The sequence below is a fragment of the Roseibium sp. genome (assembly GCF_965233565.1).
Classification (GTDB): Bacteria; Pseudomonadota; Alphaproteobacteria; order Rhizobiales; family Stappiaceae; genus Roseibium.
The window spans coordinates 1,963,280-1,976,088 of the sequence record NZ_OZ247494.1; the positions used below are offsets into that span (position 1 = coordinate 1,963,280).

Sequence of the window (12,809 nt, forward strand, 5' to 3'; positions counted from 1 at the left end):
ATTTGCTGCTCAAGCCTGATCGATATAGTCCGCAATGTCGCTCATTAATGACTGAAGATTAGAAAACTCTGCGTTAATTACAGTCCAGTCATTTGCAGATCCTGCCTTCTCCAGGCGCTGACACAGGTCGGACAGCGCATTGGCTCCAACCGCTCGCGAGGAGGATTTCAGCTTGTGGCAGGCCGCAGCGACCTGTCCGCTGTCCTTGGCAGCAACTGCGGCCTCGGCCTCGGCGATGCTCTCCCAGGCAGGGTCGACAAAGTCCGACAGGATCTCGGAAATTGTCTCGTCATCGTCGCCGAAGATTTCGACAAGCGCAGATCGGTCAATTGGCCCTGCATCGTTGGCGCGTCCGGAAGACCCTGCCGCTTCGTCTGACAGCGCCTGCACCTGTTCTGCCAGAACATGTGGCAGCCATCGGTGCAGCAAGCCTTTCAGCTTTTCCATTTCCAGCGGCTTGGTGAGGAAATCGTCCATGCCCGCATCGAGACATCGCCTCACCTCGCCCTGCATGGCATTCGCCGTGATGGCAATGATTGGAAGACGCCGACCGTGTGCCGCTTCGGCCCGGCGTACCTGGGCCGTCATTTCCAGCCCGTCCATTTTCGGCATATTGACATCGGTGAGCACAATCGCATGTCTTCCGGACCGGATCGCGGCAAGACCGGCCTCACCATCTTCAGCAATTTCCGACTGGAAACCGAGCAGCCGCAATTGCCGCTGGATCACGTCCTGATTGGTCTTGTTGTCTTCAACCACGAGCACAAGTTCATGGTTGGCAACCGCCTCATCGACAGAGGGCGCTTCGCGCTGTGCATAGGATACCTGCGAGGTGACATCCGCGTCGATCGGTGCAGTCCTGCCCGCTGCGACAGAGATCGCCTGTACAAGGTTTCGACGCGTCAAAGGCGTTGCCGCGACATTTGTGATGCCCGCTTGCTCGGCAAGCGTTGCAATATCGGAAGACCGCCGTTCGACCAGAAATCCCGTCCGCCGAAGATCCTTGCCTTGTCTGATTGTCTCCAGCAATTCGGCTTTCTGCGGCTCTGCCACGCCAAGACCGATGGCCACGACATCAAAAGCCTTTCCCTTGGCAGCCGCGCACGACGCCCTTTCCAGCGCATCCTCAGGATGGCCCGTGATCTCGACCTGAGCGCCATGTGGTTCCAGATACCGGCTGTAGACCTGACCCTGAAAGACATCGCCAGGCAAGACGCACAGCACACGCACCCCCCCGAGAACCGTGTCGTTTTCCGGACTGGCGTCTCCGGCAAGCGCGTGGTCCAGATGAACGGTAAACCGGCTGCCTTCCCCTGGAAGACTGTCCACCGCAATCCGCCCGCCCATCAGGTCAACAAGCCGGCGCACGATCGTCAGGCCCAGACCGGTTCCGCCAAACCGGCGTGTGGTCGTGGTATCGGCTTGCTCGAAGGGCTGAAACAGGCGTGCAACCTGCTCCTTTGTCATGCCGATACCCTGATCATCGATCCGGTAGAGCACACGGGCGTGGTTGTCACGGATATCCACCAGATCGGCCCGCAGGGTGACCTGTCCTGCCTCCGTGAACTTGACGGCATTGCCGAGCAGGTTGAAGAGGATCTGCCTGAGTCTGACCTGATCTCCCAGCACATGCCGAGGGATCTCCGGATCGCAATAAGTCACCAGCGACAGGGATTTGGCGCAGGCGTTGGGGCCCATGGTCTCCCCGACGCCGTCCACGATCTCCTGCAGCGAAACCGGAATTTCCTCCAGATCCATCTTGCCGGCCTCGATCTTGGAAAAGTCGAGGATGTCGTTGATGATCGTGAGCAGGGCCAGTGCCGACTCGCGGATGGTCGTTGCCATCTGGCGCTGGTCCTGATCGAGTCGGGTCTGGGTCAGCAGGTCGATCATGCCGACAACGCCGTTCATCGGCGTTCGGATCTCATGGCTCATCGTGGCCAGAAAGGAATCTTTCGCCTTGGTCGCACTCTCGGCCTTTTCACGCAGGTCCTCCGCGCGGCGCCGGTTTGCCTCCGCCTCTGTCATCATGCGCAGAGTTTCCTGGCGGGCCTCCTTCAGATCCTCCATCTGCTGCAGCAGTTGCTGCCGTGCCCTCACCCGCTCCGTGATGTCGGAATAGGTACTGACAAAGCCGCCACCCGGCAGTGGCCCACCCTTGATTTCGATATAGGCACCGTCCGGCCGGCGGCGTTCCAGCGCATGAGGCCTGAACCGGCGCGCAACGGCGACACGTTCTTCAACGATTGCGTCGATATCGCCTTCCCCGAACTCGCCGCGCTCAGCATCGAAGCGCATCAGGGTCTCGAATTTCTGGCCTTCAAAGATGAGGTGATCGGGGTATTCGCGAAGCTCCCGGAAACGGTCGTTCCAGGCAACCAGCACAAGGTTTTCGTCGAAGGCGGCAACGCCCTGATCGACGCTTGAAAGCACACCTTCAAGTGCTTTCACCCTGTCTGCGAGATCCGTCACGCTCTCCTCCCACCTGGGCCAACGGCGGTCCGGCGGTCAGTTCCCTGCCAATTGTCATCGACACGGTCAAACCGCCGCGCCGCTAGCCTAGGGCGGATAAGCGGATCGATGCAATCCAGCCAGTTCTACCGATGGTTTATGTGGTAACCGGCAGGTGAAGAGCCGGTATCATTCTCTCAAGCGTTTCGCGCAGCGCCGTCTTTGCGCCTGCCCAGCTTGGACCGATCGGCAATACGATCCGCTCCACATCCGGATACCAGATGCTTTGTCGATCGCTGCCGGCCCAGTACCATTCGTGGTTTTCCTGCAAAAGCGCAATTCCTCGACGTCCGAGCGCGCCGGCGACATGCAGCGGCACACCATCCGGGCCGACCACGAGATCGAGACAGTCCACAAGGTTGACCAGATCCCCGGGGCCCTCCAGTTTCACACCGGCATCGAGCACACCGCGCCAGGTCCGCAATTGATGGCGGCTCTCGTCGAATTGCAGGCTGATGATATGGATGTTCAGATCCTTCAGCGCGTCCTGAAGATGATCGATCAGCAAACCCGGCGGCCGCGCATCCCAGAAGACGCCGACACGTGGGCGCCCACCGGCAGGAAGAGCAGCCTCCCACATCGTCCGTCTGCCGGGTTCGGGCGCTAGATAGGGGCGAAAACCGTCATTATCCGGTGGATGCAGCGTGACCCTGGCCGCCAGATCCGCCAGCAGTTGAGGGTCTGGTGCGGCATCCTTTGTCCATTCAACTGAAGCCGCTTCGCTCAGCCGCCCCCATATGCCCGGGATCTGTGTTTCGCCGGCAACTTCAAGCCGGCCTTTCCGTGCAACAGCATCGACAAACCGCATCAGGACCATTTCATCGAGCAACGGTACACGTGGTGGCAGCGTGACCTGCACAGGTGGGCAAGGGCTTCCCTCAGGCAGGTTCCGCCGCTGAGCCCAGGATTGCCAGCCTTCCTTGTTGCGCCCGAGCGCCAGGAGAGCCTCCTCCTGAAGGCTGACAACTGCGTCGGACGCCTGGACCTCGGCAGGCAGTTTCTCGCACATGTCCAGGATCCGCTGCCAGTCGCCGGCCTTCCTGAGCAGCTTCAAAAACGCAACCAGCCGGGTGGCATCCCCCGGCGCCTTTCGGAACCAGGCAGCGACATCCGCCAGTCCCTGTTGCACTTCGCCCTGGGCGATCCGGATTTCAGCGCCCAGAACGACAATGGGCGCGTAATCGGCGTAACGTCGCTTGAAGCGACCGATCAGCGTGTCCGCATCCCCAAGGGCGCCGGACTGCAAGAACACCTGCGCCAGCACCAATGCGCTTTCCGGATCCTGCGGCGCCAGCAGATGCGCTTTCTTGGCGAGATCTACCGCCTTTTCAAAATCCCCGGCAAGACACCTGATTCTGGCTAGCCCCGCCAGTGACCGGATATGACCCGGCCGGGTCTCGACGGCTTTTTCGTAAAGCCGTCGCGCTTCGACAATGTTCTGCTGATCGAGCTCGAAAGCGGCGCCCGCTGCAAGAACTTCCGGATCCTCGGCTTGCAGTGCAGAGGCCCTTGTGAGCCACTCGGCGGCCTCCTTGCGCTGGCCGAGCATCTGATGCACCTGGCCGAGCAGCAGGATTGCAGCAAGGTAATCCGGACGGGCGACATGGGCTTGTTCAAGGCTGTCTATCGCATCCCCGATCCTGTTTTCCAGGAGTGCGACATTGGCCAGATTGGTCAGCACAACGGGATCTTCCGGTGCGATGTCGGACGCGATCTGCAGCAGACGTCTGGCCTCTGCCATCTTGCCCGATCGCATCAGCAGTCCGCATTTTGCGTTCAGGGCAGTCACGTTGAGCGGATGGCTGTCCAGCACCTGCTCCAGCAGGAATTCGGCATCCTCGAATTTGCCGCCCGCGATCAGCTCTTCAGCTGCTGCGCATTTCTCGGTGCTTGTCAGGCTCATGTCCGGTCCAAAACGAAGTCAGATTCACGGGCTGATGATGTTCATGCCGGACACCAGTTTGATGCCGGCCTTGTTCAGGACGGCGCTGGCGGTGGTTTCAACACGCGCATCTTCGGTCTTTACCTCGACCAGCGTTCTGGACACCGACAGGGACGTGATGTCGACATTGACGCCGGTGGATGAAACCGCCAGCTTGGTCGCCGCCATGTTGAGGCCCTTGGCCTCGATCGACAGGCTGGTGACCGATATGCTCAACAGCAGGCTGATATCGATGTTGATCGAGAAGGACAGAGAGATCGTGAAGGCGATCTGAAAGGTGAAGGAGCCGCCATAATACTCTGACGTGGTCCAGCCCCCGTAGCGGCTGTGCGTGGTTCCTGTGGTAACGGCAACCTCATCCTTGAAATTCTTCTTCCACTGCCCTTCGCTGTTGATCTTGGCGTAATAGGAGCTGCCAACCGTCATCTCGACACCGGTATCGGAGTTGAGATTGACCTTGTTGTCCGACTTCAGCCGAATGTCATTGGTCGCGTCCGGGTTTGAGTTGCTGTAGGACCCTGTCGCTATGACGAAGCTTTGACCCGAGTGACGGGCAACGCCCGTTGTGTGGACATCGCTCTTGCCCGAAATCGTGGTCGAACTGTCACCGGTGATGGCTTCCGTCAGATTGCCTTCAATCTCGACATCAACATTGCCCTTGTATTGATGGTAGGCGTCTTCACCTATTGTGAAAAACAAGCCGCCTGTGGTCTGGACCAGCACACCACGGGCCGCAGCACTCATGTTTTCCGGAGACCGGTCTCCTTCCTCCGACGCCTCATATTCACCGATGCGCAGAAAACTGCTTGTGTCCTTGGTAAGCGTTGCCGTGTCCGCCGAAGCGCTGGCCTTGTCCGGTATCAGCAGCGTTGCGTTCAGCTCTTCGGCGGAATCGCTTTGCGAAACTACAACATCAAGATCATCGACCGTTTGGGAATCAGACATGCCGGTCTCCTCCGGACTTGCGCGCCCAGGCGCGGCTCAGGACAACACCATATGGGTGAACTGCGTCGGGACCAGCGTGGTGCCCGGTGCATTGGTTGAATTCTGCAAGGTCGAGTCCAGCATGCGCGTCACGGGCGCAAAACCGAAGAAGACACTGACAGAGCTGGTCAGGTGACGGCTGGGGCCGATGATCGTACCGGACGCCACCCCCATTGCGATCCCCGCCTCGTCACCGCTGGTGATCGTGGTCGTGGTCAGGACATTGTGTCCGAGCCCGCCTCCCACGAACACATTGACGACATTCGGCACTGCCAGGCTCGACATTGCGAAGTTGACGAAGGGGGTCGGAACCGGCCCTGCAGGTGTCGTGATATTGCAGACATCCGGAATGCCGAGGCTCGTCGCGCCATTCTGATTGAGACTAAAAACCATCTCGGTCTCCTAGGATTCAACCGTTTGCGGATCATAGAGCTCGCAGATGAGCCGCTGCTGATCGGTCTGCCGAACCGTTCCCTGAACACCGGCCGTCAGGGTCGATTCTACACTTGTGTTGTGAAAGTCCGCCAGATGGAGCGCCGTCTGCGACAGGTCGGCGCCGTCCAGGTTTGCGTGCGAGAAATTCGCCAGTGTCATGGTGCTGCCGGCAAATTGGGTTCCGCGGCAATCCGCGCCGCCAAACTGGCCCTTTTCGCATGCACTGGACGACAGGTTGGCCATCCGGAGATCGCTGCCGGTGAAATTGGCCATTGCCAGCCGCGCTCCGGAAAAGACGGCTTCCTGCAAATCGGCGTTGCAGAAGAGAGTGGTCTCGGCAATGGCTTCGGCAAAGGAGCTGCCCTTCAGCTGGCTGCCGATCAGCAGACTTCCACTCAGGTCGGCCCGTTCGAACCGGCAACCGGCCATGTCGCTTTCCAGGAAGGTGCATTGCATCACCGGCGTCCCGGAGAAGTCGATCCCCGTCAGGTCACAGCGGATGAACATGGCTGAGTGACAGACGACATGCTGGAAACCCACTTCTGCGAGGTTCATCCCGACGAGAGCACTCGCCTCGATGACAGCGTCTGAGAGATCAAGATCCTGCGTGCCGCATTCGATCAGGGCACTGTTGATCAGCGCAACACTGCAAAGATCGGCACCTTTAAGATCCGTGTTGACCAGATGACTGGAAATCAGGCTCGCACCCGTTAGCTTCGCGCCTTCAAGTGACCCTTCCACCATAGAGGTCTTGTCCAGGCGGCAGCCTGCAAGATTTGCGTCGCTCAAATCGCATCGGGTGAAAATCGCCTGATCGACATCCATGTCCTGAAAACGCGCGCCCTGCAGCGAGCAGCCGGTAAAGACGGTCTGGCTCAGGGTCGCGCCGGTAAAATCCGCGCCCGAGAGATCTGTCTGCAGGAAGGTCACGCCGGTCAGGTCGAGACCGGAGAGATTGCTGCCGGCAAGATGCCCGTTCAGGATCGGTTCTTCGTGGCGCAGAAACTCCACAAGGTCGTCGATGGAATTCAAACCTTCGCCTCCTTGTTGCTCAGCTCCAGATTGGAGGCTGTGAAGTCGGCAAAGGCAACTTTCGCATCGGAAAGGTCAGCCAGATAGAAGTTGGCGGCGCGAAAACTGCTTCGCCCCAGGTCCGCCCCGTGCAAACTCGTTTCCAGCAGATTGGCCCCGAAAAGATCCGCCTCGCAGATCTCTGCAAAGGCAAACAGACTGCCCTTGAAGGAAGCCAGGCGCATGTCGGCCCCCGACAGGATTGCCGACGCGAAATTGCATTCGTTGAAGACAGCGCGATGGAACGCCGACTTTGCCAGGCGGGCTTGCTGAAAGCCGCACTTGACCGCCTGAACATGCGTGAAATTGGCCCCTTCCATGTCGGTCTGGCCAAACCAGCCGCATTCGGCCAGAACTGCACCGACAAGATTGGCTTCGCGAAAACCGACGCGCGCAAATGAACTCTTCTTGAGCGAGCTTTTGCTCCAGTCGGAGCGATCCAGCTCACAGCTGAGGAAACTGGTTTTCTCAAGTTGCACGCGATCCGCTTTCAGTTCGGTCAGATCGCTTTTCAGGAAGGCACAGTCGCGCAGATGAGCGCTGCTCAGGGAGACATTGGCGAACTTGCAGTCTACGAAGGTGCAGCCATCCAGCATCGCGCCGGAAAAGTCGCAATCGGTGAAGTCGGCCGCCACAACGGTCGACCCCGAGAACCGCGCATTGCGGAAGCTTGCGCCCCTGGCAATTACCTTGGAGAAGTTTGCCCTTCCGAGTTCGGCCGCAGACAAGTCGGCGCCGGTCAGGTCACCGCCGGTGAAGACCGCATCTTCGGCTTGTGCGCGCTGAAGGCGGGCGTTTTGCAGTCTGCAGGCCTCCAGAAATGCGCCGGCAAGGTTCGCCCCGGCCAAGTCGAGGTCACCCAGATCCGCACCAGCCAGGTCCCGGCCGGCCAGCGCTCCCCCTCCCGAAATGTGAGCCCGGATGAAATTGCCAAACAGCCCCGCGGCCTCCGGGCCGATGGGCTTGAGCGGTGCGATCGGTTCGGCCGCTTCACGGCGAGCCGTCACCAGGGCGTCTTCCGCAGTTGCTTCGGCGTCCAGCAGTTGCTGCTGCACGGCTGCCTGGCGGTCCTCCACGGTTTCCGTGGCGGACCGGTCCGGTGTCAGCGCTGCCCGGAGACCTTCCGCCCTTGAAGCGCCCGTTTCCACGTCCAGTTCGGGAAAGGCCCTGGAAAGATAGTTTTCCAGGATCTCATCCAGCACCGGTGTATCTGAGTTCACCTGCTCCTCGGACAGGTCCGGCGCCCCCTCTGAAGGTGGCAGTGTTTCGAGCAGGGATTTGGCAGGTGCCAACAGGCCGGACTGCTCGGTTTTCAGAAACCTGTCCCGTGCGGCCTCGAAATCGGCCTGCGGGTCGGCGCTGAGGGCATCATGCCGCTCTTCCGGCGCAACCTGTTCAAATGCCTCCAGGATCTTGTCGAGTTCGCTATGCGGCAACAGGTCGTCGAAGCCAGGCAGAAAACCCGGTCCACCGCCATTGCCTTCACCGAGCTGCTCCATACGTTCCAGGCTGGCCGTCGGCGCGCCTGACGAGGGCACCTCCAGCTGCCTGTTGAAGCCGTAAACCTCGGCACGGGCCATGTTGGCCTTCAGCTCCGCTTCAACTCGCAGATCCTCGGCATCGGAGATCAATCTGGCGAAATCCACATCTCCACGCGCGACATCTTCCTTTGTCGGCAGGATAAAGGGCTTCATCTCGGGATCATCCGTCACCGGAACCAGCGATGCCGGAAGCCCGTTGTCGGCAAAATGGCGTTCCAGCCGCCACTTCCGGTTCTCGTCCCATTTGGCCATTCGCGCCCGGGCATCCGCCAGACGGGCCTGCTCCCGCCGCTCGACTTCTTCAGGTGCTTCCTGGGGCGACAATTGTCCGTCGGCGAGCAGGTACTTGTGGCCTTCCTCCGGATCGGTCCGAAGTGCGTAGACCTCGTGATAGTGGCTTGCCGGGCGCGGTGCATCCCTGAGCCACTCATAGGCCACCATGACGCTGTCGATCTCGTTGCCGTCCCGGCTGGCGATCTCGACGATGCCGCGATTGACAACCACGCCCTTCAGCTCGGACCCAAACACCCAGACGGTGTCCGTGCGCATCTGAATTTCATGCAGTGTCCCCGCCGCCCCTTTTACAGTCACAAAGGCGCGCGCACGGACGCCGGGAAGACAGCTTTGAACATCCGGCGCATCGGCGGACATGCCGATGACACGGATGGGTTCAGTGCCCGTCAGAAATCCATCGAACCGTTGGTCCTGGGGAGCACTCAGATAGTAGCGCGGGTCGAAGTCGTCCGGCCATTCCGGCATTTTTGTCTGTGCCCAGCTGCTGTCATATGTGCCCATCAGACGCAGCCGGGCAGGATCATCCATCGGGATCGGACCGACCAGCGCAGGGGCCGGCAGGTCCGAAATCGCATGGATTTCCGAACCTGCCAGTTCGACATTCGGCAACAGGATGCCTTCTGCATGGCCATAGAGGTCCGCAGCAACAGCTCCGCGTCCGGCGGGGTTGGCAGCGTAGCCCTCGCCGCCAAACGCCCGGTCCGGTGTCAACGGCATGTCCGTGAAAGGATCCGGCTGCGAGAACACGGGTCCCTCGACGCCCGGTTGCCAGGTGCGGTCTCCGAACACCGACAGCGCGCGCGCCTTGTCGCCGACAGAAACACCAACCTGCATGGCCTGTACCGGTTCGCGTGACATGGCGCGGCCCGCAATCAGGAACTCGGCAGTCGGTTTCGGGTAAGCAGGGTCGAAGATCGCGCCCTTGGGCAACGCCTTGGCCGCCATCGGCCAAAGCCCCGTCTCCGCCAAGATGTCCGTCGGGTCCAGGAGATCAAAAAGCGTGAAGGTCGAGACGACAAAAAGCCCGCCGCCGTTATGCGGCACGGTTTTGGTCAGCAGACCCAGTCGCAGGGGCTTGATAATACGCATCGATGAAACCTCACGCTCCGGCGCTCATGCCGGAAGGATTGCAGCTGGCTCAATTCAAAGGGGAACTAGCCCATGGAAATGCGTTTGCCGTCGAGGCGTATGTCCTCTTTTGCAACAATCAGAGACGTGCCGGCTTGGGTAAGCGCAACACTATCGGCCTGGGTCTGAATGCTGCCGGCGCGCAACTGGTCGGTCTCGTCAACCCGATCAACCCTGTTCCTGGCCCGCGTCGACGTCGTCTCGAAGCTGGCAAGCCGTTTTTTCGCGTTGGTGACGATGTCCTGCATGGACGTCAAAAGCTTGGTGCCGACAAGGGCCAGCTGGCGTCCCGCCATCAGGATGCTTTCGAAGCGAAAGGACATGCTCCTGGCATGCGCCTCAAGGTTTTCCGATGCCTCGATCTTCAGGTTTCCGGCTGCAATGACCAGGTCCTGCGCTTCGCCGCGCATTCCCCCGACTGTGATCCGGGACTGCTCTGTTTCCCCCTCCCGCCGAACCAGGACATCCGTTATGAACACGCCCTCTTCCGTGTCCAGCAGAGCCACCAGATCGCCGATCCGGGGCTCCAGCAGACAGGACACGGCGCGTTGCGCGCTTAGCCTTTCACCCGACACGCTTAGCTCAAAGGCATTGCCTTCTCGCTCCTGCACTTCGCCTGTCGGTGTTTTCTGGCGTTTGAGCGATTTCTCGGTCAAGAGATTGCCTGGGAACGCAGCATCGCTGGTTTCGAGCGCTGTGGCTCCGCTATCCGCCTTGGCTTGCAATCCCATCACGACCTCCAGAGGTGCCGCAAGACCGGCACCATCAAGGCCGGAGATTGAAACGAAATATCGAGCACCTGCCCTAGAGTTCATCACTCGAGGCGAACAGGTCAAGAGCGACAAGCAGTTTTGACCTGCACTTCCCGGGAAAGGCGCCAGCTAAAGCACCCATTTGACGAGGAAAATAGATTTATTAAAAATTCGAAAGACATAGCGCATGAAACGCTTTTTCTTTTCATTGTCAGATTTTCAGGAACGGCGACTGGTTTTACGGCCAAAGACACGAAAAACATCTTTCGGGTCCTTGTCACCTCGCTCCGTTGGAGGCAGGCAATTGAGTGTCGTTCTGGTTTCCCCGCCCCCGACCGTCTGCTCGACAGGTTACCGAACCTTGGGATCCTGAACCCTTTGTGCAAGAATTTCACGCAGGGCATTCTTGCCGGCCGACCAGTCAGGCCCAACCGGTGACACGATCCGGTCAATGCTCGGGTACCAGTTGCTCCGCGCCTGCTGACCCGCCCAGTACCACTCGTGGTTTTCCTGAAGCAGCGCAATCCCGCTCTTTCCAAGCCCTCCGGCGATATGAAGCGGAAGCCCGTCCGGACCGACCACCAGGTCGAGACAATCGATCAGGTTGACCAGGTCTCCCGTGTTTTCCAGCACCTTGCCGGCATCAAAAGCTGCGGGCCAGGCTCTCAACTGGTGGCGGCTGTCGTCGAACTGGAGGCTGATCGCATGCACCGGCACATCGTCGAATACCTCGCGCAGGTGATCGATCAGCAGACCCGGCGCCCGGGCATCCCAGAAGACACCGACCCTCGGCCGTCCGTCCTGCGGCAAGGCCCCGTCCCAAAGGGCACGCCGTTCCGGATCCGGTGTCATATAGGGGGCGAAGGCTGCTTTTTCCGAAGCGTAGAGAACGGTGCGGGCAGCCAGGTCGGCGGGCAGCTCAACCTGCCGGTCGGCCCGGGACTGCCAGCTGACCGCGTCCCCGGCCGCAATCCGGCCCCAGACATCCGCCACCGGCGTGTGCCCGATCAGTTCCACCGCTCCTTCAGCGGCCCACGCATTGACGAAACGCATCAGCACAAGCTGGTCCAGCAGCGGTGTGCGCGGGGGCAGACCGACAAGCAGCGGAGGCTCCGGGCTTTTCTCCGGCAGCTTGCGCCGCGCCGCCCAGGAAGCCCATCCCTCTCGCGAGCGCCCCAGGGCATGGAGCGCCTCTTCGCGCAGGCTCTGGACCGGACCGCTGCCGGCAAGCTCTGGCGAAAGCTTGTCGCTGAGATCGAGCAGCTGCTGCCAGGCCCCGGCCTTCTTGAGAACTTTTAGGAACCCGGCGACCCGGCCGCTCTCCTTCGGTGCGTTGCGCAGCCACCTGGCAGTGTCCGCCAGCGCCTCGGCGATTTTGCCCCTGGCAATCGACACCTCCGCGGCACACAGGACAACGGGCGCAAAATCGGGAAACCGGAGCTTGAACCGCTCCATCAGCTTCTGGGCTTCGCCGAGCGCGCCCGAGGCCAGATAGACCCGCGCCAGTGTAACGGCGACATCCGGATCCTGTGGCGCCTCGAGATGGGCCTTTGCGGCCAGCGTGGCCGCCGCATCGAAATCGCCGGTCAGGGCACGGACCTGGGCCAGGGTCGACAGCACGCGTTCATGATCCGGCGCGCACTCCAGGGCCTTGTCGAGCAGGGCTGCAGCTTCCGTGATGTTCTGGTGCGCCAGCGCAAGCGACGCCAATGCCACGAGAACATCGGGATCCTCGGGACCAAGCGCGGCGGCACGGCGCAACCAGGTTCGCGCATCGCCAAGATCGCCGCGCTGCAGGTGGATCTGTCCCAGCAGCAGTTTCGCCGGCAAATGCTCCGGAGACTGGCCGACCACTGTCTGCAGATGTTCCAACGCGTCGGGCACACGGTTCTCGAACAGGGCCAGGTTGGCCATGTTCGTCAGGATCACCGGATCGTCCGGGGTCACCTGATAGGCCACCTGCAAGAGTTGTTTCGCCTCGGCAACATGCCCGGCCTTGAGCTGCAGGGCACTTTTGGCGATCAGGGCGCTGGTGTTTCCGGGATGGCTTTCCAGCACCTGGTCCAGCAGGAAACCGGCGTCCTCGAACCGACCTTTCTGGATCAGCTTTTCGGCCGCCTGGCATTTTTCGGAGGATGTCAGGTTCATGTG

Annotated in this window: 8 protein-coding genes; all 8 read right to left on the reverse strand. The window is 60.6% G+C overall.

Annotated features, from left to right (window positions below; all coding sequences use genetic code 11):
- Nucleotides 1-9 precede the first annotated feature (9 nt).
- Nucleotides 10-2,472 (reverse strand): PAS-domain containing protein, encoded by a 2,463-nt coding sequence (locus tag ACO6TG_RS09085; RefSeq protein ID WP_422377877.1) that lies wholly within the window; start codon nt 2,470-2,472, stop codon nt 10-12.
- 136 nt (nt 2,473-2,608) lie between these two features.
- The gene (locus ACO6TG_RS09090; RefSeq protein ID WP_422377878.1) at nt 2,609-4,414 is read right to left on the reverse strand and encodes a tetratricopeptide repeat protein; all 1,806 of its coding nucleotides are present in this window, start codon (nt 4,412-4,414) and stop codon (nt 2,609-2,611) included.
- A gap of 24 nt (nt 4,415-4,438) precedes the next feature.
- Nucleotides 4,439-5,398, reverse strand: coding sequence for a hypothetical protein (locus ACO6TG_RS09095; protein ID WP_422377879.1), 960 nt, complete (start codon nt 5,396-5,398; stop codon nt 4,439-4,441).
- 36 nt (nt 5,399-5,434) lie between these two features.
- Nucleotides 5,435-5,830: a DUF4150 domain-containing protein gene (locus tag ACO6TG_RS09100; RefSeq protein WP_422377880.1), complete on the reverse strand. Its 396-nt coding sequence runs from the start codon at nt 5,828-5,830 to the stop codon at nt 5,435-5,437.
- A gap of 9 nt (nt 5,831-5,839) precedes the next feature.
- Nucleotides 5,840-6,904, reverse strand: coding sequence for a pentapeptide repeat-containing protein (locus tag ACO6TG_RS09105; protein WP_422377881.1), 1,065 nt, complete (start codon nt 6,902-6,904; stop codon nt 5,840-5,842).
- On the reverse strand, nt 6,901-9,867 hold the full coding sequence (locus ACO6TG_RS09110; RefSeq protein WP_422377882.1) for a DUF2169 family type VI secretion system accessory protein: 2,967 nt from the start codon (nt 9,865-9,867) through the stop codon (nt 6,901-6,903). The genes ACO6TG_RS09105 and ACO6TG_RS09110 overlap by 4 nt, the downstream gene beginning before the upstream one ends.
- Before the next feature lie 65 nt (nt 9,868-9,932).
- Nucleotides 9,933-10,637, reverse strand: coding sequence for a DUF3540 domain-containing protein (locus ACO6TG_RS09115; RefSeq protein WP_422377883.1), 705 nt, complete (start codon nt 10,635-10,637; stop codon nt 9,933-9,935).
- A gap of 372 nt (nt 10,638-11,009) precedes the next feature.
- Nucleotides 11,010-12,806: a tetratricopeptide repeat protein gene (locus ACO6TG_RS09120; RefSeq protein ID WP_422377884.1), complete on the reverse strand. Its 1,797-nt coding sequence runs from the start codon at nt 12,804-12,806 to the stop codon at nt 11,010-11,012.
- Nucleotides 12,807-12,809 lie beyond the last annotated feature (3 nt).